A 23,880-nucleotide genomic window follows, 5' to 3' on the forward strand; every position below is an offset into this window, starting at 1 on the left:
AAGCATGGCGCGTCTGGTCACTCCCCCGACGAAGGAGGGCGCATGAGCGGAATCGGACGCCCCGAAGAGGGCTTCGTCGACGCGTCCGGGCTGAGCCTGGGCATCGTCTGCACCCGGTGGCACGCACGGGTCACCGACCGGCTGCTGGAGCGGGCCGTCGCCGCCGCCAAGGAGTGCCGCGTCGCCGACCCGGTGGTCGTGCGCGTGGCGGGCGCTCTCGAACTCCCGGTCGTCGCCCAGCAGCTCGCCCGCGACAACGACGCGGTCGTCTGCCTGGGAACGGTCATCCGCGGCGGGACCCCGCATTTCGATTACGTCTGCGACTCCGTCACCGCGGGTTTGACAAGGGTTGCCCTGGACGAGGGCACCCCGGTGGGCAATGGGGTACTAACATGTGAGACGCTCGACCAGGCATTGGACCGCTGCGGGCTGGACGACAGCCGTGAGGACAAAGGGATGGAGGCGACCGTGGCCGCTCTCGATACGGCACTGACCCTGCGAGGTCTTCGGCACCACGGTCACGCGCGGCGCGACGCGGAGCATCTGGGCTCCTGAGCGTCGACACCGCGATTCCCATCTGTCATCAGGAAGGTTCACAACCGTGCTGTCACTCGTGCTGCCCAAGGGCTCTCTCGAGAAGGCGACGTTCGAGCTGTTCGACGCCGCCGACCTGACCGTCCGCCGGGGCTCCGACCGCGACTACCGCGCCTCGATCGACGATCCGCGGATCGACCGGGTCCGCGTCCTGCGCCCGCAGGAGATCCCGACCTACCTCGAACAGGGCCTGTTCGACCTCGGGATCACCGGCCGCGACTGGATCACCGAGACCGACGCCGACGTCGTCTCGCTCGGCGAGCTGAAATACTCCAAGGCCACGTCCAACCCGGTGCGCGTCATCATGGCCGTACCGAACGACGCTCCCTGGCAGACCGTGTCCGACCTGCCGGAAGGGGTGCGGATCTCCACCGAGTTCCCCGCCCTCACCGAGCGGTTCCTCGCCAAGCACGGGGTCAAGGCCCGCGTCGTGCCCTCGTACGGCGCCACCGAGGCGAAGGTCCCCGACATCGTCGACGTGATCGTCGACCTCACCGAGACCGGGTCGTCGCTGCGCAAGAACGGCCTGCGCATCCTCGACACGCTGCTGACCAGCTACACCGAGCTGGTCGCCAGCCGCGAGGCCTACGAGGACGCCGACAAGCGGGCGGCCATGGAGGACATCGCGCTGCTGCTGCAGGGCGCGATCCGGGCCCGCGGCAACGTCCTGCTCAAGCTCAACGTCGAGAACGGCGCGCTCCAGTCGGTGCTCGACATCATCCCGTCGATGTCGTTCCCCACGGTCACCCCGCTGGCCGGCGGTGAGATGCACGCGGTCGAGAGCGTCGTCGCCAAGCACGGCGTCAACACCCTGATCCCGGCGCTCAAGGCGGCGGGCGCCCGCGACATCCTCGAGATCCCCATCTCCAAGATCGTCGACTGACCCATTCTCGTTTAAGGCGGCTCCCTCATGACCACGGCGACGTGGCGACCACGGCGGGCCAGGATCGTCCCGTACGTCCTTGCGACGGTGGTGGTCCTCGGCATGATCGTTCTCGCCGTGGTCATGCCCGCCCCCTGGGGGCTCGGCGACCGGCTCGGCCTGGTCGCGATCGGACTGATCGTCGCCGGGATCCTGCACATGCTCGCCCGCAGCCGCGTGACCGCCGACCCCGAAGGGGTGACGATCGTCAACGGCCTGCGCACGCACGAGTACGACTGGGCGGAGCTGATCGGCGTGTCGATGGCCGAGGGCGCGCCCTGGCCCACCCTCGACCTGGCCGACGGCTCCACCGTCGCGATCATGGGCATCCAGGCGTCCGACGGCGACCGCGCGAGCCGCGCCCTCGGCGAGCTGGCCGCACTCATCCACGAACGCGGCGAGGCGAAAGACCACTGACGCGGCGCACCATCCCGAACGTACGCCGGGCAGATCATCATGGCCGGCTTCCTCCGCCGGCGCGTTCCGATCCTCGCGCGTCGCCTGGCCACCATGGCACCCGCGTTCCTGATCCTCGACGCCGACGACCGCACGATCGGGCCTTGCGGGATGACGAGGTTCGGCCCCCACTCCGTTTGGCGGAGTGGGGGCCGACGGGGATCGGCAAGCCGCTACAGGGGGTGCTTCACGGCTTCCTGGAGCGCCTCGCGGTGGCCCAGCGTGACGTCGCCGGGCCGGTTGGCCGCGTGCAGCCCACGGTAGGACAGGTACAGGGCGGGGTTGATGTTCTTGTCGCGGGCGGCGACGATGACCTCCATCGCCTCCGGGTGCGACACCCCGTTCGCACACAGGTAGATGTAGGCGCCGGAGAGCGGCGCGTACAGTTCGGGTCCGGCCACCGCGATCACCTCAAGGGTGTTCTCGTGACTGCCGGCGTACTCGTGCACCCGGACGTACTGGTGCCCATCGACACCGTCCTTGAGCAGTTCGAGCGTCTTGGCGTGTGACGCGGTGGCATGGAGCAGGGGGAGATAACCCCATCCGAGGTCGTGGTTCTCGATGACGTCCTTCACCTGGTCGTGAGTGACGTCGGTGGCGACCTGACGGATGTCGACGTACGTGTTACCGGCGCCCTTGCCGAGCTCCTGTTCGAGGGTGAGGATCTCGATCGACTCCGGGTGCGTCGCCACAGTCCGCATCCGGCGGTAGCGCATGAGGTCGAAGCCGCCGTCGACGATTTCGACCACCTGCGCGGCGGCGGCGACCTTCAGAACGGCGTCGCGGTCCAGCGGCGAGACCATCCCCAGACGGACGAGCTCGCGCAGACGCAACGACATGATCAGGTCCCTGGGAGTCGGAACACTCGGTGCCGGTGACGTGATGGTCTCGCTCATGGCAAGATCCCTTCGTTGTCTCTCGATTGTCGGTTTGCCGAAGATCGTCCCGGGAGCCGGGGCGATTGCAACTCACCGGACGCCGAGTGGCACGCATTCCTTTGCTGACTTCCAGCCGCACGATCGACCGTAAGCGCGGTGCGGGCCGAATGCTCGGCGGATCGGCCGTGAGAAGCGGCGAATCCCGTTTTTCCGGACCTCCGATCCATTGGTCACCGAGCTTTCCGCATCCGACGTGACGAATATCTGGACACGGAGCGTGCTCATCTGCGTACGCTGGGGAGCGCTCCACTGTTACCGGACGAATGGGACGCTTCCCATTTCGGGCGAAAGGGTACGGGTCGATGAGCGGAAATCGGATGACGGCGCGAGTATTCGTCGCCAAAGAGCTTCGCCGCGCTCGCGAGGCGAAATGGCTGACCCGGGCGACAGTGGGGAAATCCCTCTACGTTTCGGACTCCCTGGTCGCCGCATGGGAGACCCATCGGATGCTGCCGAGGCCGGAGCATCTCGAACGCCTCCTCCCGATGCTGGGCGTGAGCGACATCCTGGTCCGCGTCATCGATGAGCTCGTCGCCGGCGAGGTCCCGCCCGAATGGCTGGACAAGTGGCTGGTCGTCGAGCGTCGGGCGACGTCGCTTCTGTCATTCCAGTCGACCGTGGTGCCCGGCCTGCTGCAGAACCAGGAATACGCCCGCGCGGTGCTGCGGGCGGGGCGCCACGACATCGCCGACCTGGAGGACATGGTGGGCGCACGGCTGGACCGCCAGAAGATCCTTACGCGGGAGGACGCCCCGCCCGTCCTCGTCGCCGTCATCGCCGAGAGCGTGCTCGGCCAGAACGTCGGCGGAGCCAAGGTCATGGCCGACCAACTCATGTACCTGGCGGCCATGGCCGAGCGGGACAACGTGGTGGTGCAGATCGTTCCGGCGGAGGCGGAGGCGTGCGCCGGGTTCACGGGCCCATTCGCCGTTGCGACCCTCGACGGCGGGATCGAGCTGGCCTACGTTGACAGTCAGCTCAGCGGAGAGGTGGTCGAGCGCCAGCACGATGTGGCGATGCTGCGGCGTATGTTCGAGGTGTTCCGGGCGGACACCCTCCCCAGGCGGCAGTCGATCGAGCTCATTCGGAGGAAGTCGGAGCAATGGACGACGTGACGTGGCAGAAGGCCTCACGTAGCACGGCGAATGGCGGCAACTGCGTCGAACTGGCGGTGACGTGGCGGAAGGCCGCACGGAGTACGGCCAACGGTGGTGACTGTGTCGAGGTGGCCGTGATCGAGCGGGCCGGCGAGGCGTTCGACCGCCGGTGACGGCCTGACCCCTAACACTGATCGTTCACTCATTGCCCCCGCTGGACCGACACGGTCCGGCGGGGGCGTTCTGCTTTCGGCGGCGAACGATCGGGCGAAACGGGCCTGACGGGTAGATGGTGGCCGGGAGATGTGGTGCCCGCGCAGCGGTTCGATCCGCGTCGTCGCTCGTCACTACGATGATCACCATGGAGCATCGATTTCTGGGCGACAGCGGACTCAAGGTCAGTGAGATCATTTTCGGCAACTGGCTGACGCTGGACGGCCAGATCGCCGAGGACGCCCAGGCCGCATGTGTCCGGGCGGCGCTGGACGCCGGCATCACCACGTTCGACACGGCCGACATCTACTCCCAGGGACGCGCCGAGGAGGTGCTCGGCCGGGCGCTGTCCGGCGTTCGCCGCGATTCGGTCGTCATCGCCACGAAGGTGTGCCTGCCGACCGGACCGGGCCCGAACGATCGGGGGCTCTCCCGCAAGCACATCATGGAGAGCTGCCACGCCTCACTGCGGCGGCTCGGCACCGACTGCGTCGACCTCTACCAGGCGCACCGCTTCGACGAGAACACCCCGCTGGAGGAGACCATCCGGGCGTTCGCCGACCTGGTGCGGCAGGGGAAGGCCCTCTACGTCGGGGTGTCGGAGTGGACGGCCGCGCAGATCGAGAAGGGGCAGGCGCTGGCTCGCCGGATGGGGGTGTCGCTGGTGTCCAACCAGCCGCAGTACTCCATGCTGTGGCGTGTCATCGAGCCGGAGGTCGTGCCCGCGTGCGAGCGTCTCGGCCTGAGCCAGATCGTGTTCTCCCCGGTCGCCCAAGGCGTTCTCACCGGCAAGTACCTGCCCGGCCGTGAGGTCCCCGCGGGGACACGGGCCGATGACGCGCGGGGTTCGCGCTTCGTCGGCCGCTACATGTCCGACACGGTGCTCGAACGGGTCCAGCGGCTGCGACCGATCGCCGAGGAGGCCGGGCTCACGATGGCCCAGCTCGCCGTCGCGTGGGTCCTGCGGAACCCGAACGTCGCGGCGGCGATCATCGGTGCGTCGCGGCCCGAGCAGGTCGCCGAGAACGCCGCCGTCAGCGGGCGGCGTCTCGACGACTCGATCATGAAGCGGATCGACGAGGTGCTCGACGAACTCGTCGACCGCGATCCGGCCAAGACCGCGGCGATGTTCGAGGTCATGCCGTCCTGGCGCCGCTGACCTCCTGCCCGCACGAGGTCGGGTACACCCCACATCAACGTGACCGACAGCCCATCGGCCTCGCGCAAGCTCACCCCTGACCTCCGACGCCGGGAGCGTGACCGTGAATCCGGCAGAAGGGTCGTGATCACCTGAATCTTCGACACCGTGAGGTGTCGAAGATTCAGGTGATCAGTGAATCGCGCTGGGCGATGACACGTCGATCAGCGGGAGTTGCGTGAGGCGAGCCCGCTCCTCGGCCACGATCTGGTCGCGGCGGTGCGCGCCCAGCTTCGTGTTCTGGACCTTGTCGTGCAGTTTGAGGATCGCGTCGAGGAGCATCTCCGGGCGAGGCGGGCAGCCGGGCAGGTAGATGTCGACGGGCACGAGGTGGTCGACGCCCTGGACGACCGCGTAGTTGTTGAACATGCCGCCCGAGGAGGCGCACACGCCCATCGCGATGACCCACTTCGGCGACGCCATCTGGTCGTACAGCTGCCGCAGCACGGGCGCCATCTTCTGGCTGACCCGCCCGGCGACGATCATGAGATCGGCCTGGCGGGGCGAGCCCGACGCGCGCTCCATCCCGAACCGCGAGAAATCGTGGCGCGGATCGCCGACCGCCATCAGCTCCATCCCGCAGCAGGCCAAACCGAAGGTCATCGGCCACATCGACGACTTGCGAGCCAGACCGGCCATCGCCTCGACCGTCGTGAGCAGGAATCCTCCGGGTAGATGTTCTTCGAGTCCCATAGTGATCTAAGGCTGGCCGCTCCGGCAAAGGTGATCAAGGACGGATCGCGTCACGATCATTAAGCGGGGCGACACAATGATCGTATGGAGATCCGGGAGATCGAGGCGTTCCTGGCGGTGGCTCGCGAGTTGCACTTCGGGCGTGCGGCGGCCGACCTGGGGATCTCCACTCCCCGCGTCAGCCAGGCGGTGCGCGCGCTCGAACGCCGGGTCGGCGCTCTGCTGTTCGAGCGGACGAGCAGGCGGGTGCGGCTGACACCGCTGGGCGAACGGCTGGAGGACGAACTGCGGCCCGCGTACGACCGGATGGAGCGGGCGTTGCGCGAGGCGCAGCGGAGCGTACGGCCGGGCGTGCTCCGCGTCGGCGTCGCGACGAGCCTGCCCGAGGGCGTGCCCGACCGGCCGATCAGGGCCTTCGAGCGCGCGCACCCGCAGTGCGCCGTGGTGCGGTCCGCGCATCCCAACACCGACCCGGTCCGCTGGCGCGGCGACTGGCCGGTGGACCTCTTCATCGGCTGGCTTCCCGCCGACCCCTCGTTGATCCGGGACCTGGGTGTCCGCGTCGGACCCGCGCTGCTGCGGGACGAGCGCGTGGTGCTGGTGGCGGCCGGGCATCCGCTGGCCCGGCGCGCCGTCGTCGACGCCGAGGAGTTGGTCGCGTACGACGTGCTGTATCCGAGCCGCATGCCGGAGCGGATCGCCGACCTCTGGATTCCCCGGACCACTCCGAGCGGAGTGCCGCTCCGCCGCGTCGCCCGTCATGCCTCCGCGTCCATCGAAGAGGCGATCATCCTGGTCGGCGAGGGGGACGTGGTCCACCTGACGGTCGCCTCACTGCACCTGGACGACCCACACGTCGTGACCGTGCCGGTCTACGGCCTGCCCCCGATGATCTGCGCGCCCGTGTGGCCGGCCGGCGCACGGAATCCGATGATCCAAGAGTTCGTCCGGGTCGCCGCCGAGACGGCATGGCACGAGCCGACCACCCGATGAAGGGCGGTCGGCCCGGCTAGTCGTCCTGCGGCACACGGGCCTTGCCCGTTACCTGAAAGCGATGGTTCAGTGCCTGGGCGAGGCGGCGGCCGTGACCGGTGCCTCCCAAGTGGCCTTCCAGGTGATCGGCCCGACGATGCCGTCCACCTTCAGGCCCTTCTCCTTCTGGAAGGCCCTGCAGATCCTTTCGCTGTCGTCGCCATAGTCACTGTCGACCGCGATATTCCAGCCGCGGTCCTTCATCTGCTGCTGCCACTGGCGCACCCGAGCGTCGTTGAACTTAGGGTTCGTCAACGGAGGCGGTTTGTAAGGTGGCGCTGGCGTCATGAGGACTCTCCTATTTTCGTATCGGACTGGACCGCCGGCTTGGTCAGTGACGACCGACGATATCCGTGCAGTCCCTCACAATTGCGGCCCTACCCCTCGCAACAGGTCCCGACGCTAATGATCTACCAAAGAAACCTACGTTTGATCGCGTGTTGACTCAATCGGTTCGAGCGAGGTTCGGGGCTCTGACTCCTTCACTCAGGTGTGAGGTGGTTGGCGAAGGACATAATGTTCGACCCGTACCGCAGGTCAATCGAACCGGTCCGACCGACGTCCGCTCGTTGAGGGAGGGAGTAAGTGGTCTGTCGAATCATGACCCTCCGTCAACTTCCGGTTTGAGGTTATTCCTGCCCGAGGTGTCAGGAGGATCGTGCCGCGCGGGTTACGGTGGTCGGCCGCCAACGCCGTGGGGGAACCCGTGTGTTTCCACGGTGTCTACTCAGGCGAGAAAATTATCGTCTCAGTGGACGGCGGCTGACGCGGTGGCGTGCCGTCGGTGCCCAATACATGGGTGTGCCTCCCAAATGGGTGATTCGTTCGGGGGTAATCACCAGCTCATGACCATGCGCCCGTCCGTACGGTGCAAGGCAGTCCAGCAGTGTCGGGAACACCGGCACCAGATCCACCTGGGCAGCCGTATCCGGCAGATCCGCGTCGGCGCAGTAGCGGGCGAAGTCATCGATCAGACAACCACGTGATCTTCAGGGCCGTGCCCTTCGTTTCGGCCGACCGCCCCATCAGACGTCAGATCTCAACAGTCTCACCAGCCGAGAACGCATCAGCCCTGGGCAGGGCGGAGCGCGGGTCGACGCCGGAGATGTGCAGGCCGATCACGAACGCCGCCGTGGCCTCCAGCAGGCCGGATCGGTCGAGCCCGCCGGCGTCGGCCGGCGCGCAGCCGAGGTCGGTGATCAGGGTCCGCGCCGTCGCGAGGGCGCCCGGGTCGTGCCCGCAGATCGGCACGGTCAGCGGCCGGCCGTCGAAGTGCGGCGGCGTCATCCGCCAGACGTCGTCGGGGCACAGGTTGAACGCCTTGACCACGTGGGCGCCGGTCGCGTCGGCGACCTGCCGGGCGACGGACGGGCCGTTCCCGGTGGCGAGCGTGACGCCGGGATGCCGGATGCCGTTCACACAGTCGATCACCGTTCGCCCGCGCAGCGCGTCCCCGACCTGCGCGAGGACGTCCTGGACGCCCCCGTACGCCACGGTGGTCATCGGCAAGATGCCCGCTTTGAGTACTGCGCGTGACCGCCCTGGATGGTCCTGTCCGGAGAAGTAGCCTTGAGGCGTGCCGAATACCGCCTCATTTCCGGCGTCTGACTTCGCCTCGCCGACGGCGTTGAGTGAGGCGCTGGACCGGCACGCCTACCTGGCCGACGAGGGGCTCGCCACCGCCTGTTTCCTGAGCCTGCGCATGAGCCGCCCGCTGTTCCTGGAGGGCGAGGCCGGGGTCGGCAAGACCGAACTGGCCAAGACGCTCGCGGCCGTGCTCGACGTCCCGCTGATCCGCCTCCAGTGCTACGAGGGCCTGGACGCCGCGCAGGCGCTCTACGACTGGGACTTCCCGCGCCAGCTGCTGCACCTGCGCGCCGCCGAGGCCGCGGGCGTGACCGACGTCCAGCGGCTCGAGTCGGAGCTGTACGACCGGCGGTTCCTCGTCGCCCGTCCGCTGCTGCGGGCGCTGGAGACCTCGTCGGCGGACCGCCCGAGCGTGCTGCTGGTCGACGAGATCGACCGCGCCGACGACGAGTTCGAGGCGTTCCTGCTCGAGGTGCTGAGCGACTTCACGATCTCGATCCCGGAGCTGGGCACCGTACGGGCCGAGCATCCGCCCGTCGTCATCGTCACCTCCAACCGCACGCGCGAGGTGCACGACGCGCTGAAACGCCGCTGCCTCTACCACTGGCTGGAGCATCCGGCGTTCGACCGCGAGGTCGCGATCATCCGGCGGCGGCTGCCGGAGGCGTCCGAACGGCTCGTCCGGCAGGTGGCCGGCGCGGCCGCCCGGTTGCGGGGGCTGGACCTGCTGAAGACGCCCGGCGTGGCCGAGAGTCTCGACTGGACCGAGGCCCTCGTCGCTCTGGGGGCCCGCGACCTCGATCCCGACACCGCGGCCGTCACCCTCGGCGCGGTCCTGAAGTACCGCGAGGACACCGAGCGGGTCGTCAGGGGCCTCGACGTCCTGCTCAACGGATCCTGACCATGGGCGGAGCGAGCGGACGTGCAGGGCCTTCGGAGCCCGAACCGCCGGGCGCCGGACCGTCGGACGGAGCGGAGCGCCGGACGTCCCCGCGCGACGTCGTCGCGACGATGGCCGGCTTCGCCCGTACGCTGCGCGCGGCAGGGGTGAACGCCGACCCCGAGCGGCTCCAGGCGATGATCGCCGCGCTGGACCGCCTGGACGTGGAGAACGCCCGGGACGTGTACTGGGCCGGCCGCCTGACCCTGTGCGCCGACCCCGCCGACCTGCGGCGCTATGACCGGTGCTTCGCCGCGTACTTCTCCGGGGAGTCCGCCTCGGTCCGCCGCGTGTCCCGTCCGCCGGTGGTCGCCGCACGGTTCGCCGCACGCTCCGAGGTGGGCGGGCAGGAGCGGCGCGGCGACCCGAGCGTGGCGGCGGCCAGCGAGGCCGAGGTCCTGCGCAGGCGCGACGTCGCCCGGCTCAGCGCGGCGGAGCGGGCCGAGGTGCGGCGCCTGATCGCCCTCCTCCAGGACGTCTCGGCGCGCCGCCGGTCCCGGCGCTTCGCCCCGGCCCACCGGGGGCGTCTCGATCCGGGCCGGACGGTCCGCTCCGTCCTCCGGCGGGGCGGTGAGGTCTCCCGTCTCCACCACCGCGCCCACCGGACCCGGCCGCGCCGGGTCGTGCTCCTGGTCGACGTCAGCGGCTCGATGAGCCCGTACGCCGACGTGCTGTTGCGGTTCGCGCACGCCGCCGTGCGCTGCGCCCCGCGCAGCACCGAGGTGTTCACGGTCGGCACCCGGCTGACCCGCGTCACCCGCGAACTGCGGCACCGCGAACCCGACGCGGCGATCGCGGCGGTGTCCTCCGCGATCCCCGACTGGAGCGGCGGAACCCGGCTCGGCGAGGAGCTGAAGGAGTTCCTCGACCGGTACGGCCAGCGCGGCATGGCGCGCGGTGCGGTCGTCGTGGTCGCCTCCGACGGCTGGGAACGCGGCGACGCGACCCTGCTCGGCGCGCAGATGGCGCGCCTGCGCCGGCTCGCCCACCGGGTCGTGTGGGCCAATCCGCACAAGGCCCGGCCCGGGTACGAACCCCTCACGGCCGGGATGGCGGCGGCCCTGCCGCACGTCGACGACTTCGTGGCCGGGCACAGCCTGGCCGCCCTGGAGGAACTGGCGGGAGTGATCGGCGATGCGTGACGTGCTCGGCGAGATCCGCACCTGGTACGCGGCGGGGGAGATGTTCGGCCTGGCCACCGTCGTCGACACGTTCCGCAGCGCGCCCCGGCCGCCGGGCGCCTCCATGGCCGTCTCCGCAGGAGGCGAGGCGGTGGGCAGCGTGTCCGGCGGCTGTGTCGAGGGCGCGGTGTACGAGCTGGCGCGGGAGGTCATGAAGACGGGACGGCCGGTGCTGCGACGGTACGGCGTCAGCGACGACGACGCCTTCGCCGTCGGCCTGACCTGCGGCGGGCTTCTCGACGTGCTGGTCGAGCCGGTCGGCCCGGCGACGTTCCCGGAGTTCGCGGACGTGGCGGCGTCGGTCGAACGGCACGAGCCGGTGGCGGTCGCGACCACCGTCGCCGGGCCGCGGCGGATCGGCACGCGCCGCGTCGTCTGGCCCGACCGCGCGGCGGGCTCCCTGGGGCTCGACCGGCTGGACGCCGCCGTCGACGACGACGTCCGCGGGATGCTCGCCCAGGGGATCACCGGGGTCCGCCGTTACGGGCCGGACGGCGAACGCCGCCGCGACGAACTCTCCGTCTTCGTGCACTCCTTCGCGCCGCCGCCGCGCATGCTGGTGTTCGGCGCGATCGACTTCGCGGCGGCGGTCGCCCGCATCGGCAGGTTCCTCGGGTACCACGTGACCGTGTGCGACGCCCGTCCGGTCTTCGCCACCGCCAAGCGCTTCCCCGAGGCGGACGAGGTCGTCGTGACGTGGCCGCACCGGTTCCTGGCCGACACGGAGGTGGACGAGCGCACGGTGATCTGCGTCCTCACCCATGATCCGAAGTTCGACGTGCCGCTGCTGGAGGTGGCGCTGCGCACGCCGGCCGGCTACATCGGGGCGATGGGTTCCCGGCGCACCCACGACGACCGGCTCAAGCGGCTGCTCGAGGCGGGCGTCACCGAGGACGAGATCGCGCGGCTGCGCTCGCCCATCGGCCTGGACCTCGGCGCCCGTACCCCGGAGGAGACCGCCGTCTCGATCGCGGCGGAGCTCATCCGGCTCCGCTGGGGTGGCAGCGGACACCCCCTCAGCGAGACGGACGGACGGATCCACGGGGGGTAGTACCACCGTCGAAGAGTAGGTCTGGCCCCAATGCGCGGGCGCGGCTCACGGCCGAGACTCGGAAGAGTCCACAACGGGGAGAAAGGCCGATGATCATGTCACAGAACGCACGGAGGACCGTGGTGCGCCGGCTCGTCGTCACGGCGCTGATCGGCACCGCCGTGGCCGGGGGGACGGTGGCCGCTCCCGAGCGCGCCGCCCATGGCGTGCTCCCGCCCGTCACCCACCACCGCTGACACCGCCGGGCGGGCCGTCTGTTCCGCGTGACCGGGGCCACGCGGATGGATACGCTCCCGAGATGGGGATCAGGCACGCGGGCGCGCCGGCCGGGCTGTTGCTGGCCGCCGGAGAGGGGCGCCGACTCGGCACGCCGAAGGCGCTCGTCGAGATCGGCGGGGTTCGGCTCGTCGACCGTGGGGTGCGGATGCTGCACGAGGCGGGCTGCACCCCGATCGTGGTGGTCACCGGCGCGGCCCCGACCGATGTGGCCGGCGCGGTCGTCGTCCACAACCCGGACTGGCGCACCGGCATGGCCTCGTCGCTGCGCGCCGGGCTGTCGGCCCTGCCGCCCGACTGCCCGGCCGTCGTGATCGCCCTCGTCGACCAGCCGCGGGTGACCGCGGCGGCCGTTCGCCGGCTGCGGGCGGCGTACGAGTCCGGGGCGCGGGTGGCGGTCGCCACCTACGGGGGGCGTCCCCGCAACCCGGTCCTCATCGCGCATGAGCACGTCGCGGAGGCGGCGGCCGACGCCTCCGGAGACGTCGGGGCCCGCGCCTTCCTGCGCGCCCATCCCGAACTCGTCGTCCCCGTGCCCTGCGACGACGTCGCCGGAGCCGACGACATCGACACTCCCGAGGACCTCGAACGCCTCCGCTGACCTCGCCGTGCCCGTACGGAGGGGATCGAGACGTGGCGGTGGATGTACCCGCGCCGAGACGCCGCGCCCCGACCGTACGGCGGGAGATCGGATCGAGATGTTCGCCGGGACAACCGGCGCCGCCACTCGTGCGTCCTACTGACGCGCAGGGGCCGTGTACGGTTCGGACAAGATCGCCGGGGTCGCGGGGACTCCGGCTGGAGAGGTAAGCAACCCGCTATGACGTCTGCCTGGCCGGAGGAACCCGGCTACCACTGGGTGACGCACAATGACAGCGCCGCCTCCCACCTGATCAAGGCCGAGAACGCCCTGACCCGGATGCCTCCGGACATGGCGCTGGCGCAGGTCCACGCCACTCTCGCCCAGGCGGAGGCCACTCTCGTCGTCGTCCACACGCTCCGCGACATGATGGCCAAGATGCGCGAGCAGACCATGGCGATCGAGGATCTGCGGCAGTTCGTGGGCGTGGACGACCTCGGCGATGACCGGCGCGGCGACGACGGCGCGCCGTTGCCCCACCCGGGCGCCGTGGTGGACCGGTAGGCCCGCCGGGTCAGCCGATCAGCTCGCGGACGTCGTCGCGGTCGACGGCGCCGCAGTCGGCCGCGTGCCGCAGCCGGGCGGTCAGCGCCGCGACGGTCGCCGGTCCGTCGACGGCGCCGTCGACCTGCCCGGCGCGGTTCGCGCGCAGCCGGTCGACGGTGTCGTCCAGGCCGTTCAGCAGGAACGCGTACACCGCGGCGTACCGGCTCGGCAACTGCGCGGCGTGCCCGTCCCAGCCCTGGTAGAAGCCGTGCAGCAGGGAGTAGCGCACCAGCCCGGCGTGCAGCCGCCAGGCCCTGTGCACGTCCTTCGTCTCGTCGCCGGCCGGGACGATGTTGGTCGCGCCGTCCGAGAGGCGTACGCCCGTGCCGGCCAGTGTGACCTGCATCACATGGCGGGCATGGTCGCACGCCGGGTGGTCGAGCCGCTGTTCCGACGGGGGCAGCCCGCACGCGGCCGTGTAGTCGTACACGCCGAAGTGGGCGGCGCTCAACCGGCTTCCGGCGAGGGCGACGATGTCCGCCAGGTGGGTGACCGACTGCGGCGTCTCGATCTGGACTTCGAAGCGCAGCAACCCCTCCGGCAGGCCGATTTCCCCCTCGAACCGGGTGAGGAAGTCGGCGAATATCCCCACATGCTCGGGCGTCACGATCTTCGGAAAGGTCACCACGAAGCCGCCTGGCAGGCGGCCGAGACGCTCGGCCAGCCCGGTGAGGAAGCCGTCGAGGGTGCGCATGGCCCGCCCGTGGCCGCCCGTCGCGAACGACTTGACCCGCAGCCCCCAGTAGTACGGGAGGGACCGCGCCTCGTACGCCTGGGCGACCGCCTCCACGGCGGCGGTGACGTGCCCGTCCTCCTCGGCGTCGTCGCGGACGCCGTACCCGTCCTCGAAGTCGATGCGCAGGTCCTCCACCGGTTCGCGGGCCAGCTTTGCGGCGACCCGCTCGCGCACGGTCTCACCCAGGGCCGCGTCGATGCCGAAGGCACCGGCCGTCGCGGCACCGTCGGGGGCGTGCGCGTCGAGCAGCCGCAGCGCCTCCTTGCCCAGGTCGGCGGCCGTGGTGGCGGTGAAGCGGTCGGCCGGGACGTACACGGTGTGCACGGGCCGGCGCTGGTCCGAGTCGCCGGGGTACCGGCGGTCGTACTCGGCGCGCGCCTCCTCGACACGGGCGCTCAGGTCGTCGACAGAGGACAGGGTCAGCTTCACGAAGTTCCTTCCCAAAGACACCGCGTCACACGTTACCGAGCCGGGCCGCCGCCGGCGTCGATCACCGGCGGGCGGCCCGGCTTCGGCAAATGTGATCGCCGCCCGCGGCGATCGGTTCCCGGCGAGTGCGGGGTCAGCCGCCGACGATGCCCCAGGATCCGCCGAACTCCGCGCCGGGCTCCAGGGTGACCAGGTCCGTCCCCGTGACGAACGCGTTCGGCGGGCAGGTCATCGGCTCGGCGCCCACCCCCATGCGGCGCATGCCCGCAGGCGTCTCGTCGCCCGTGTAGATCTCCAGCCACGGATGCGCCTCGTCGGCCCACAGCGCGACCGAACGCGTCCCGTCGTCCAGGCGCACCCACGCCCGTCCGTCCGCGTCGCGGCGCAGCCCGGTGTACGGGTTGTCGATCTCCGTGGCCCCGAGACGCCGCCCCTCCCGCAGGTCGTACGGGGTGCCGGCCACGTCCCGGGCCGTCGGCTCGGGGATGGCGCGGTCGTCGACCTCGAGGTAACGGTCGGCGGGCACCGTCAGGTCGCACTCGTCCAGCGGGCGGCCCAGGGTGAGGTACGGGTGCGCGCCGTGCCCGTACGGCGCGGGCCGTGAGCCGGCGTTGCGTACCGACAGCCGTACGGTCAGGCCCTGCTCGGGGTCGAGGGCGTACTCCGCGGACAGGTCCAGCCGGAACGGATAGCCGCTGTGACCGAGCAGCCGGTACGTGAGGCGCACCCGATGCGCCTCGTGCTCGGCGATCGCCCAGGACTCATGGCGGATCAGTCCATGGATGGCGTTGTCGCGGCCGCCCTCGTTGATCAGCAACTGGTACGCCTCGCCGCCGAACTCGTAGCGGCCGCGGTCCACGCGGTTCGGCCACGGTGCCAGCAGTTGGCCGGCGGCCGCGGGCGCGAGCTCGTCCGGGCCGTGGGAGAGGATCAGCGGCCGCCCGTCGTGCGTCAGGGCGCGCAGCGTGGCGCCCTGTTCGGTGACGACTGCGCCGTACGGGCCCGCGCCGATCTCGTACTGGTTCCCCGTAAGTGTCATGCGTCGATTGTCGTCCAGCCGGAGGCGCGGGCGCATCGGCCGTCAGGTGCCGCCGCGCCATCAGCGGCCGGAACCCGGCTGCGGGGCGCTGAGCGCCAGGGCGGCGCGGCAGCCGGTGAGCAGGCCCCACGCGACGTCGGCGCCGGAGGTGTGCCCGATGTCGATGAGGCGGTGCGCGGCGGGCTCGAGGGGCTCCTGCCCGGCGATGCCGCGCAGGACGGCGGCGGCCTCCACGCTCGCCTGCCCGCGCGCGGCGCACTGCAGCAGGGTCGCCGCCAGGGCGGTCGTGCGCTCGCACGCGTACGCGGTGACGGCGGCGCCGATCCAGTCGGCCAGCCAGACGGCCCGGCCTCCGCCGGGGACCGCACCCCCCAGCAGGCGCAGGGCGAGCAGGAGGCCCGCCAGCGCGTCGTCGCCGCTCGGCGTCAGGCCCGGGCCCAGCCCGACGATCCGCTCCGCGGCGTCGACGGCGTGGGCGAGGTCGCCCGCCGCGCAGCTGTCGGCGAGGACGCCCGGCACCGGGTGCCCGCTCAGCCCCCAGGGACCGGCCAGTTCGCCCAGCGCGCCGGCCCCGTGCGCGAGCCGGGCCAGCGAGAGCGGCCCGAGTACCGGGGTCGGGTCCCACCATCGGCGTATCCGCACCCGGAGCCGGGTGGCGACGTCCACGCCGCCGTCTCCGACGAACGCGACGTCCCCCTCGCACACGCCACGGAACGGCTCCTGCCGCGCCGACACGGCCAGCACGACGGCGTTCGGCGGCCGGACGGCGTCCTTGGCGACCAGCGCGACGATGATCGGCTCGGCGGGCCCGCCGACTCTCAGGTAGGCCGTCGAGGGGAACACCGCGACCACGCGGGCGGCGCGCCGGGGACCGCCGAGCACGGCACGGACACCGAGGCTGGCGGCGCCCGGCAGGTTCAGGGCCGGGGCGGCGCGCGGGCCGCGTCGCCGCCCGGCGCCGGTGGACGCCTTCATCCGGACCTCCCGCCGTGCGATGGGTCGGATCGCCCGCCTCGTCGGGGCCGGTCACGGTCGTGAACGTAAACCGGTGTGGGCCGTGGCCGTATGGATAATTCTGCCAAGGATGGTTGCCATCGTTCGTGTTTCTCGTCATCGTGTGATCGGTACCGGGGGGTAACTACGGCAGATGGGGCGGCCATGTCGTCTTTTTCCGGACCTCGTCCTCCGAATCTGCGTCTCGCCAGCACCGGCACCCTGACGTACGGACTGCCCGTCGGGGAGGTTCTGGGCCTGTCTACTCTCGCGGGCGCCCGGCTCATCGCCGGGGCCGGTGGCCTCGGCCGCGTCGTGCAGCGCCTCAACGTCATGGAGGTCCCGGACGTCCTCGCCTGGGTCAAGCCGAACGAACTCCTCCTGACCACCGGCTATCCGCTGCGCCACACCCCCGAATCCCTCGGTCACCTGGTCGCCGACCTCGACGCGTGCGGTCTCGCGGCCCTCGCGGTCAAGCCCGGCCGCTACCTCGACCGCCTGCCGGCCGAGATGATCGAGCAGGCCGACGGGCTCGGCCTCCCGCTCATCGTGCTACCCGAGGACGTCGGGTTCGACGACATCCTCAACCAGGTGCTCACCGACATCCTCAACCGCCAGGCGGCGGTCCTGGCGCGCGGGGAGGAGGTGCACCGGGCCCTCGTGCAGATCGTGCTCTGCGGCGGTGGCCTGCAGGAGGTCACCGACGAGGTCGCCACGCTCCTGGACGCCGCCGTGGCCGTCCTGGACGGTGACGGCCGCCGGCTCGCGGCCTCCGGCGACGAGGCGCTCCCGACCCGGCTGCGGGCCGTACTGTCGGACCCCCGGCCGGCCGCGGCCGACGAGGCGTCGCCCCCGGACGTCCTCCCGCCCGTCTGGCCCGCCGCCCCCGCGGGCGACCGGCCCGGACTCGGCCGCCCGGTGCCCTCCGCGGGACCGGTGGCCTGCGACGACCCCGGGACCGCCGAGTTCGGCGGGCACATCGTCGTCCCCATCGTGGCCGGGGGGTTCACCTACGGACGGATGGCGGCGATCGGCGTGTCAGCGCCCGACCTCGGCATCCTCGAACGCGCGGCCACGGTCGTGGCCCTCATCATCACCAAGCAGCAGGCCGTGTCCGCCGTGGAGAGCAAGTACCGCGCCGACTTCCTGCGCGACGTGCTCACCGGGCGCTCAGGCGCCGACGAGCGCGTCATCGCCCACAGCGCGAGCTTCGGCTGGGACCTGGGCCGTCCCGCCGCCGTCGTCGTCGCCGAACTCGACCGCGGACCGGCGCGCGGCCCGGAGGAACGCGTCGTCCAGGACCGCCTGGTCGCCGCGTGGACCTCGGCGGTCCGGCGCCGCGACCGCGAGGGCGCGGTCGCCGGGTTCTCCAGTGAGGTCGTCGCGGTCGTCGCCGCCGACGCCTGCGACGTCCAGGCGCTGGCCAAGGACGCCGCCGCGGTCTTCGCCGACCAGGAGCGCACGTTCTCCACCGGGGTGAGCCGCGTCGCGCAGCAGCCCGGCGACCTGCCGTCCACGTACGACCAGGCCATCACGGCGGTACGGGTGGGGCGGCAGATGCACGGCGACGGGGCCATCGTGCACTTCGACGAGCTCGGCGTCTTCCGGCTGCTCAGCCTGGTCGAGAACACGTCCGAGCTGCACGCCTTCGTCCAGGAGACCCTCGGCGAGCTCGCCGGCGACCAGGACCCCGAGGCGGTCGACCTGCGCCGTACGCTGCAGGTACTCCTGGAGACCAACCTCAACGTCGCCGAGACCGCCCGCCGGCTGCACTTCCACTACAACACGCTCCGTTACCGCATCGGTAAACTGGAGCGCCTGCTGGGCCCGTTCACCGACGACGCCCATCTCCGCCTCAACCTCACCCTCGCGCTGCACGTCCTGCGCATGCGGGGGATCTGAGGCCCGACCGCCCGCGCGCGGGCCGGGCAGGCGTTCGCTCCACTGTGTGGGCGGGCGGTTCCGCCATGCCCGCGGCGACATCCCCGGGAGGACTCCATGGCGATCGGCTGGAAACTGCACGGCGACGGGCGTACACCCCCGCCGGGCGAGGTGGTCGCGCCGGACGAGCGCCTGTCGTGGGGACGCACCGTCGGCATCGGCGCCCAGCACGTGATCGCCATGTTCGGCGCGACCTTCGTGTTCCCGGTCGTGATGGGGCTCGACCCGAACCTCGCGATCATGATGTCGGGCATCGCCACGATCATGTTCCTGCTGATCACCGCCGGGAGGGTGCCGAGCTATCTCGGCACCAGCGCGTCCTTCGTCGGCGCCGTCGCCTCCATCCGCGCGGCGGGCGGTACCACCGCGAACGTGACCGGCGCGATCCTCGTCGCCGGCGCCGTGCTGGCCGTCGTCGGCCTGGTCATCCACGTTCTGGGCGCCGGGATCATCCACCGGATCTTCCCGCCCGTCGTCACCGGCGCGGTCGTCATGCTGATCGGCTTCAACCTCGCGCCGGTCGTCGCCGACGTCTACTGGCCGCAGGACCAGTGGGTCGCGCTCGCCACCCTCGCCGTCGTGGTGCTGTGCGCCGTGGTGCTCCGCGGCTTCTGGTCGCGGATCGCGGTGCTGCTCGGGCTGATCTTCGGCTTCCTGCTGTCGTGGATCCTCGACAGGACCGCCGGCCGGATCACCGCGCCGGACGGCACCGGAAAGGTCAGCTCCCACTTCCGCGTCGACCTGAGCCACGTCAAGGCGGCGGACTGGTTCGGCCTGCCGCACTTCCACGCCCCGGACTTCAAGACCTCGGCCATCCTCGTCACCCTGCCCCCGGTCATCGCCCTGATCGCGGAGAACACCGGGCACGTCAAGGCGGTCGCCGCGATGACCGGCGCGGACCTCGACCCGTACGTCGGCCGCGCCATCGCCGCCGACGGCCTCGGCACCGTCCTGGCGGCCGCGGTCGGCGGCGCGCCGACCACCACGTACGCCGAGAACATCGGCGTCATGGCCGCCACCAGGATCTACTCGACGGCCGCCTACTACGTCGCCGCGATCGTCGCGATCCTCGTCGGCCTGTGCCCCAAATTCGGCGCGCTGGTCGCATCGACCCCCGGCGGGGTCCTCGGCGGCATCACGGTCGTGCTGTACGGCATGATCGGCCTGCTCGGCGCGAAGATCTGGATCGAGAACCGCGTCGACTTCGGCGACCCGGTCAACCTCGTCCCGGTGGCGGCGGGCCTCATCCTGGCCATCGGCAACGTCACCCTCAAGATCACCAAGGACTTCCCGCTGCAGGGCATCGCCCTCGGCACCATCGCCGTCCTGCTCGGCTACCACGTCCTCAACGCCGTCCAGCGCACCCCGCGTGACACCGGCGCCGGCGTCATCGCCCCCGGCGAGCGCGACGCCATCCCCGGCGCCCCCGCCCGCCGCCCCGGCGACCCGGAGTAACGGCCCGGCCACCGGCCGGGGCCTCGTCCCCGGCCGGCGTTCAGACCAGGGAGTGCCGGCGATAGCCGGCCTCCGGCGCCGCGAACGACAAGGAGCCCGGCGATCCCTCCGGATGCCGCCCCGTCCTCGCCACGGCCACCGTGCAAAGGTCTCGGAGAACACCCTTGTGGCGAGCCGGATTGCCCCGCGGTGTCCCCTTAACGGGACGGACCGCGAGGCGTTCGCCGAGCTTTCGGCACACCAGGCCACAGAGCGGCCTGGTTCGACGCGCTTGAACCCGGTGACGCCGGGCTTTGCCGCCACTGTTGACGCACAAATCCCGGCAATTCCGGCAACCGACCGGCCACGCCGGCGGCAAGGAGTCGGTATCGGGAGCTGACCCGGTCTCGGTAGGGTGCGGCGGAATCGAGGGCCGTGCAGGGATCGGAGCAGAGGCGATGTCGTTCATCGACAAGGTGGCGTGGATTCGGGTCGAGGACGGCAGGGTCCTCAGCACGCGCTCGCGGGGGAAAGACGCGTACTACCTCCCCGGTGGCAAACGCGAGGCGGGGGAGAGCGACGCGCAGACCCTGGCCCGGGAGGTCGAGGAGGAACTCACCGTCGCGATCGTCCCCGAGACCGTCGCCCATCTCGGCACGTACGAGGCGCAGGCGCACGGTCATCCGGACGGCGTGAAGGTCAGGATGACCTGCTATACGGGCGACTACCTGGGAACCATCACGCCCAGCAGCGAGATCGAAGAGGTGGTCTGGCTGTCCTACGCCGACCGCGACCGCGTCTCCCCGGTGGACAAGCTCATCTTCGACGCTCTACGAGCGTCCGGGCACCTGTCCTGACAGACCGTCGCTTCGACCGGCCTCGCGCATGCGTCAGGTGGCGGTGAGCGTCCACTGAGCGCAGTGACCTCCGAGGATCGGGGGAGCGGCGCATTTTCCTGGCCCCGCGTCCGGCCGTTTCCACGCCGTTTCGTCTCAGCGGAAAATTATCGCCTGGGTAGACGGCCCGGAACGCGATGGCACGTCGGCCGGTCGCCGTCCGCGGCACAGACTCCCTCCGTCTCCCTACTCGGGCCAGCGGGACTCCAGGATGGTCGTCACGAAGTCGCCTCGGGTGAATCCCGGGACGTAGCGGGCGAGGACGTCGGCCTTGACGTTGCCGAACGTTGTCTCGGGCTTCGGTGCGATGCCCTCGGTGAAGGCGTTCAGGATGCGGTGCTTGAAATCCGGCCTCGGGTGCAGCGCGACGATCGCCTCCCGGTCGGCGTCGCTGATGGCCTCGTAGCCGATGCCCAGCACGTCGTACTCCACCCCGGCGGTGACCAGGGCGACCTCTGGCTCCATGTACTCGGGGATGCCGGGCGTGGTGTGCAGGGCGATGGCCGTCCAGACCCGCCGGATGCTGTCCTCGGGCACACCATGGCGCTGCAGGAAGCGGCGCGCCTCGTCGGCGCTGTCCACCTCGAACCGGCGGCCGCTCCCGCGATGCGCCTCTCCCAGGCCCACGTCGTGGAACATCGCGCCGACGTAGAGCAACTCCGGATCCCAGCTCAGGCCGCGAACGCGCCCCTGGAGACTGCCGAACCAGTAGACACGGCGCGAGTGATGGTAGATCAGCTCGTCCGTGGTGTCCCGGATGAGCTCGGTCGCCTCGGTGGCGAGCTTCGTATCCGGTATGGCGACACCCGCCAGGGACTGATCGGAAACCGCCATCGAACATCTCCCGGTGTGAGTCCGTAGGTCCGGCCGCCTGCCCTTCCACAGTGGATGTCCGGACGTTCTTGTCACCACGTCCGTACGGCCAAATCACTCACAAATCCGGCATGCCGTTGGGACCGAACATCCGGTTCGCCTGAGTGCCGGATGCCCCCATCTCTGGGCGGACGTGGGAAGCTGGACGCGTGGTGGATCTTGCTAACCAGGCCGCGTACTGGGATTCCGCGGGTGCGACCAAGACGTTCGGGCATCCGGTCGAGCGGTCCTGGTTGGACCGGATCGGCCCGGAGGCGCGCGTCCTCGACTACGGATGTGGCTACGGGCGGCTGACGGGGCTGCTCGCCGAGTGGGGGTTCGGGAACGTCGAAGGCGTGGACGTCGCCCCCAATCTCATCGCGCGGGCCCGCGAGGAGCATCCGGGCGCCCGGTTCGCGGTGCTGGACGATCCTCCCCGGCTGGAGGACGGTGACGGCAGCGTCGACGCGGTGCTGCTGTTCGCGCTGCTGACCTGCGTGCCCACCGACGACGGACAGCGGGCGCTGGTCGCGGAGCTCCGCCGTGTCCTGCGGCCGGGCGGCCTTCTCTACGTGAGCGACCTGTGCCTGCAACAGGACGAGCGCAACGTTGCCCGCTATGACGAGTTCGCCGCGAAGTACGGCACGTACGGGATCTTCGAGACGGGTGACGGCGCCGTCTGCCGCCACCACAGCCCGGACTGGTTCGGAGAGCTGTTCGCGGGGTTCGAACGTGTCGCGGACCGGCAGGTGCTCATACGGACGATGAACGGCAACCCGATCGTCGGTACCCAGCTCCTGCTGGCGAAAGGCTGACGGTCACGGATCGAGGCGGTCTTGGAACCCTCGGTCCGCGACGGGACGATTGGGCCGCCGCCGCCGCCGCCGCCGCCGGCCGATGCCGCGTGCCGATCGGCCGTGCGGATGACTCAGGTGGCGGTGAGTGTCCAGTCCACGGAGGGTCGCTGTCGCCACGCCGGGGTGCGGATGGTCAGCCGATGCTCGCCGAGGGTGAGCCCCGGAATGAGCACCCAGTATCCGTGGTCAGTGATCAGGGGTTCGTCGTCGAAGACGAGCACCGATCCCCGCACTCGGTGGATGCGGTACGGCGAGTCGTTGGCGACCTCGATCGGGGTCAGTGGCCTGCCGTCGAGGCGTACGTCTATCGGGCCAGGGTGAACGGGGGCTGGGACGTCGACGGAGCCGGCGACTTCACGGGGTAGTGGGCGGCCAGCACCGGGGCGAGGATGAGGCGACGCGCGGGAACGGCACAGCGAAGGTGGGGGCTTTCGAGGGTGCCGCCTCCGGCGAGTAGCCAGATGTCGGCCGGCTGTTTCAGACCGCACCGTTTCGGGTCGAAGAAGTCGTCCGACGATATCGTCGCGGCTCGCTGCCACCATCGGCGAGCCGCGTCATGCAGATCCGGGGTCCCGGACGAAGGAGAAGCGCTGGGCGGCGCCGCTGCTCTCGGAGGCAGGGCCGGCTCGCTCCGGCCCTCCGCGCAGCCGGCCGCGGCGAGCAGACAAATGCCCGCTGCCCCAAGACGAGCGATCACAGATCTCCCTCACGAGCGCATTGACGAAGCGCAGCGAGCGTACTCATCGCACAATCTCGGCTGGTAGGTATTCGATGCCGCCGAAAGGCATTGACTCCGAGCGCACGATCTTGCGCGGTTCAAGCAGGTGCAGACCTTGCTCGGACAGTGGCGCCCGCGAGCGATCGCTTACGCGCGGCCGGGATACGAAGAGGCCGTTCAGGATGCTCTCCAGGGGTGTTCGGAGGCGTTCGTTCGGTACGGTCCCCCGGAGTGGGAAGGCCTCGTCTGAGCTACAAGTTCGATGGCTTTCACGGACGTGCACTGTATGAGCTGAACGGGCTTCCTGAGCAGGTGCGGAATGGCCCTTTATTGCAGCGTCTCCTCGATCTCCTGGAAGAACCCTGGAATGCGGTTGCAGAGCGTCCAGGCCAGTCGGCGGTCAGACAAACGTTCTTCGGCGATGACGGCCAAGGAATGTTGACTTTCATCGTCGATGACGAGACAGGCAGTCTGCGGGTTATCGACATCCTCTGGCCGGGCTGGCTGCTCACGGAGTTCGGTTTCCTCGGCGGTGAGCGTGCAGCGATATGCACCGTCCGAGGCTCGACCACATCCTGATCCCTGGCGGTCACTGCTCATAGGGGACAGTGCCCGCCTCAA

At 70.6% G+C, this 23,880-nt stretch carries 27 protein-coding genes; 18 read left to right on the forward strand and 9 right to left on the reverse strand.

What is annotated here, in order from left to right:
* Nucleotides 1–42 precede the first annotated feature (42 nt).
* From ribH to NE236_RS12335, 3 genes are read left to right on the forward strand one after another with little or no spacing between them, the layout of a single operon-like run.
* Nucleotides 43–555 (forward strand): 6,7-dimethyl-8-ribityllumazine synthase, encoded by a 513-nt coding sequence (ribH, locus tag NE236_RS12325; protein WP_252842045.1) that lies wholly within the window; start codon nucleotides 43–45, stop codon nucleotides 553–555.
* A 46-nt stretch (nucleotides 556–601) separates the two neighbouring features.
* A complete protein-coding gene (gene hisG / locus NE236_RS12330; RefSeq protein WP_252842046.1) occupies nucleotides 602–1,477 on the forward strand; it encodes an ATP phosphoribosyltransferase in 876 nt (291 codons plus the stop codon).
* A gap of 27 nt (nucleotides 1,478–1,504) precedes the next feature.
* Nucleotides 1,505–1,933 (forward strand): PH domain-containing protein, encoded by a 429-nt coding sequence (locus NE236_RS12335; protein ID WP_252842047.1) that lies wholly within the window; start codon nucleotides 1,505–1,507, stop codon nucleotides 1,931–1,933.
* 212 nt (nucleotides 1,934–2,145) lie between these two features.
* On the opposite strand, the gene NE236_RS12340 is transcribed toward NE236_RS12335, so the two are convergent.
* On the reverse strand, nucleotides 2,146–2,868 hold the full coding sequence (locus tag NE236_RS12340; protein WP_252842048.1) for a hypothetical protein: 723 nt from the start codon (nucleotides 2,866–2,868) through the stop codon (nucleotides 2,146–2,148).
* Nucleotides 2,869–3,227: 359 nt separating this feature from the next.
* On the opposite strand from NE236_RS12340, the gene NE236_RS12345 reads away from it, so the two are divergent.
* From NE236_RS12345 to NE236_RS12355, 3 genes are all read left to right on the forward strand, one after another.
* Complete coding sequence (locus NE236_RS12345; RefSeq protein WP_252842049.1) at nucleotides 3,228–4,025, forward strand: helix-turn-helix domain-containing protein; 798 nt, start codon at nucleotides 3,228–3,230, stop codon at nucleotides 4,023–4,025.
* The gene (locus NE236_RS12350; protein ID WP_252842050.1) at nucleotides 4,013–4,180 is read left to right on the forward strand and encodes a DUF397 domain-containing protein; all 168 of its coding nucleotides are present in this window, start codon (nucleotides 4,013–4,015) and stop codon (nucleotides 4,178–4,180) included. Before NE236_RS12345 ends, NE236_RS12350 begins: the two co-directional genes overlap by 13 nt.
* Before the next feature lie 188 nt (nucleotides 4,181–4,368).
* On the forward strand, nucleotides 4,369–5,379 hold the full coding sequence (locus NE236_RS12355) for an aldo/keto reductase family protein (protein WP_252842051.1): 1,011 nt from the start codon (nucleotides 4,369–4,371) through the stop codon (nucleotides 5,377–5,379).
* A 171-nt stretch (nucleotides 5,380–5,550) separates the two neighbouring features.
* On the opposite strand, the gene NE236_RS12360 is transcribed toward NE236_RS12355, so the two are convergent.
* Nucleotides 5,551–6,111, reverse strand: coding sequence for a NuoB/complex I 20 kDa subunit family protein (locus NE236_RS12360; RefSeq protein WP_252842052.1), 561 nt, complete (start codon nucleotides 6,109–6,111; stop codon nucleotides 5,551–5,553).
* A gap of 84 nt (nucleotides 6,112–6,195) precedes the next feature.
* Between NE236_RS12360 and NE236_RS12365 the strand changes: the two genes are divergently transcribed.
* Nucleotides 6,196–7,104 carry a LysR family transcriptional regulator gene (locus NE236_RS12365; protein ID WP_252842053.1) on the forward strand — a complete coding sequence of 303 codons (909 nt, stop codon included), beginning with the start codon at nucleotides 6,196–6,198 and terminating at the stop codon, nucleotides 7,102–7,104.
* Between the two features lie 66 nt (nucleotides 7,105–7,170).
* Here the strand turns inward: NE236_RS12365 and NE236_RS12370 are convergent, their stop codons facing one another.
* Both NE236_RS12370 and NE236_RS12375 read right to left on the reverse strand, forming a co-directional pair.
* Entirely contained in the window at nucleotides 7,171–7,431 is a 261-nt protein-coding gene (locus tag NE236_RS12370) for a peptidoglycan-binding domain-containing protein (RefSeq protein ID WP_252842054.1), read from the reverse strand.
* Nucleotides 7,432–8,175: 744 nt separating this feature from the next.
* The gene (locus NE236_RS12375) at nucleotides 8,176–8,646 is read right to left on the reverse strand and encodes an NADPH-dependent F420 reductase (protein ID WP_252842055.1); all 471 of its coding nucleotides are present in this window, start codon (nucleotides 8,644–8,646) and stop codon (nucleotides 8,176–8,178) included.
* A gap of 73 nt (nucleotides 8,647–8,719) precedes the next feature.
* Between NE236_RS12375 and NE236_RS12380 the strand changes: the two genes are divergently transcribed.
* The 6 genes from NE236_RS12380 to NE236_RS12405 all read left to right on the forward strand — a co-directional run bounded on the left by NE236_RS12380 (nucleotide 8,720) and on the right by NE236_RS12405 (nucleotide 13,322).
* Nucleotides 8,720–9,631: an AAA family ATPase gene (locus tag NE236_RS12380; protein WP_252842056.1), complete on the forward strand. Its 912-nt coding sequence runs from the start codon at nucleotides 8,720–8,722 to the stop codon at nucleotides 9,629–9,631.
* 2 nt (nucleotides 9,632–9,633) lie between these two features.
* Nucleotides 9,634–10,812 (forward strand): vWA domain-containing protein, encoded by a 1,179-nt coding sequence (locus NE236_RS12385; protein ID WP_252842057.1) that lies wholly within the window; start codon nucleotides 9,634–9,636, stop codon nucleotides 10,810–10,812.
* Nucleotides 10,805–11,902 (forward strand): XdhC family protein, encoded by a 1,098-nt coding sequence (locus NE236_RS12390; RefSeq protein ID WP_252842058.1) that lies wholly within the window; start codon nucleotides 10,805–10,807, stop codon nucleotides 11,900–11,902. The genes NE236_RS12385 and NE236_RS12390 overlap by 8 nt, the downstream gene beginning before the upstream one ends.
* 89 nt (nucleotides 11,903–11,991) lie before the next feature.
* A complete protein-coding gene (locus tag NE236_RS12395) occupies nucleotides 11,992–12,138 on the forward strand; it encodes a hypothetical protein (RefSeq protein WP_252842059.1) in 147 nt (48 codons plus the stop codon).
* Between the two features lie 62 nt (nucleotides 12,139–12,200).
* Nucleotides 12,201–12,779: a nucleotidyltransferase family protein gene (locus NE236_RS12400; RefSeq protein ID WP_252842060.1), complete on the forward strand. Its 579-nt coding sequence runs from the start codon at nucleotides 12,201–12,203 to the stop codon at nucleotides 12,777–12,779.
* 219 nt (nucleotides 12,780–12,998) lie between these two features.
* A complete protein-coding gene (locus NE236_RS12405; protein WP_252842061.1) occupies nucleotides 12,999–13,322 on the forward strand; it encodes a hypothetical protein in 324 nt (107 codons plus the stop codon).
* A 10-nt stretch (nucleotides 13,323–13,332) separates the two neighbouring features.
* On the opposite strand, the gene NE236_RS12410 is transcribed toward NE236_RS12405, so the two are convergent.
* The 3 genes from NE236_RS12410 to NE236_RS12420 all read right to left on the reverse strand — a co-directional run bounded on the left by NE236_RS12410 (nucleotide 13,333) and on the right by NE236_RS12420 (nucleotide 16,543).
* Nucleotides 13,333–14,529: a DUF6986 family protein gene (locus NE236_RS12410; RefSeq protein ID WP_252842062.1), complete on the reverse strand. Its 1,197-nt coding sequence runs from the start codon at nucleotides 14,527–14,529 to the stop codon at nucleotides 13,333–13,335.
* 133 nt (nucleotides 14,530–14,662) lie between these two features.
* Nucleotides 14,663–15,568, reverse strand: coding sequence for an aldose 1-epimerase family protein (locus tag NE236_RS12415; RefSeq protein ID WP_252842063.1), 906 nt, complete (start codon nucleotides 15,566–15,568; stop codon nucleotides 14,663–14,665).
* Nucleotides 15,569–15,628: 60 nt separating this feature from the next.
* The gene (locus NE236_RS12420) at nucleotides 15,629–16,543 is read right to left on the reverse strand and encodes an oxamate carbamoyltransferase subunit AllH family protein (protein WP_252842064.1); all 915 of its coding nucleotides are present in this window, start codon (nucleotides 16,541–16,543) and stop codon (nucleotides 15,629–15,631) included.
* Between the two features lie 183 nt (nucleotides 16,544–16,726).
* On the opposite strand from NE236_RS12420, the gene NE236_RS12425 reads away from it, so the two are divergent.
* The 3 genes from NE236_RS12425 to NE236_RS12435 all read left to right on the forward strand — a co-directional run bounded on the left by NE236_RS12425 (nucleotide 16,727) and on the right by NE236_RS12435 (nucleotide 20,793).
* Nucleotides 16,727–18,463, forward strand: a complete 1,737-nt coding sequence (locus NE236_RS12425) for a PucR family transcriptional regulator (RefSeq protein WP_252842065.1) — start codon at nucleotides 16,727–16,729, stop codon at nucleotides 18,461–18,463.
* A gap of 96 nt (nucleotides 18,464–18,559) precedes the next feature.
* Complete coding sequence (locus tag NE236_RS12430) at nucleotides 18,560–19,957, forward strand: uracil-xanthine permease family protein (RefSeq protein WP_252842066.1); 1,398 nt, start codon at nucleotides 18,560–18,562, stop codon at nucleotides 19,955–19,957.
* Nucleotides 19,958–20,394: 437 nt separating this feature from the next.
* Nucleotides 20,395–20,793 (forward strand): NUDIX hydrolase, encoded by a 399-nt coding sequence (locus NE236_RS12435; RefSeq protein WP_252842067.1) that lies wholly within the window; start codon nucleotides 20,395–20,397, stop codon nucleotides 20,791–20,793.
* Between the two features lie 225 nt (nucleotides 20,794–21,018).
* Here the strand turns inward: NE236_RS12435 and NE236_RS12440 are convergent, their stop codons facing one another.
* Nucleotides 21,019–21,666: an HD domain-containing protein gene (locus tag NE236_RS12440; protein WP_252842068.1), complete on the reverse strand. Its 648-nt coding sequence runs from the start codon at nucleotides 21,664–21,666 to the stop codon at nucleotides 21,019–21,021.
* Nucleotides 21,667–21,854: 188 nt separating this feature from the next.
* On the opposite strand from NE236_RS12440, the gene NE236_RS12445 reads away from it, so the two are divergent.
* Complete coding sequence (locus tag NE236_RS12445; RefSeq protein WP_252842069.1) at nucleotides 21,855–22,499, forward strand: class I SAM-dependent methyltransferase; 645 nt, start codon at nucleotides 21,855–21,857, stop codon at nucleotides 22,497–22,499.
* Between the two features lie 113 nt (nucleotides 22,500–22,612).
* On the opposite strand, the gene NE236_RS12450 is transcribed toward NE236_RS12445, so the two are convergent.
* Nucleotides 22,613–22,774, reverse strand: coding sequence for a hypothetical protein (locus tag NE236_RS12450; protein ID WP_252842070.1), 162 nt, complete (start codon nucleotides 22,772–22,774; stop codon nucleotides 22,613–22,615).
* A gap of 716 nt (nucleotides 22,775–23,490) precedes the next feature.
* Here NE236_RS12450 and NE236_RS12455 point away from each other — a divergent pair.
* Entirely contained in the window at nucleotides 23,491–23,838 is a 348-nt protein-coding gene (locus NE236_RS12455) for a hypothetical protein (RefSeq protein WP_252842071.1), read from the forward strand.
* The last annotated feature ends 42 nt before the right edge of the window (nucleotides 23,839–23,880 follow it).

It is taken from the genome of Actinoallomurus purpureus, from assembly GCF_024055795.1.
GTDB lineage: Bacteria > Actinomycetota > Actinomycetes > Streptosporangiales > Streptosporangiaceae > Actinoallomurus > Actinoallomurus purpureus.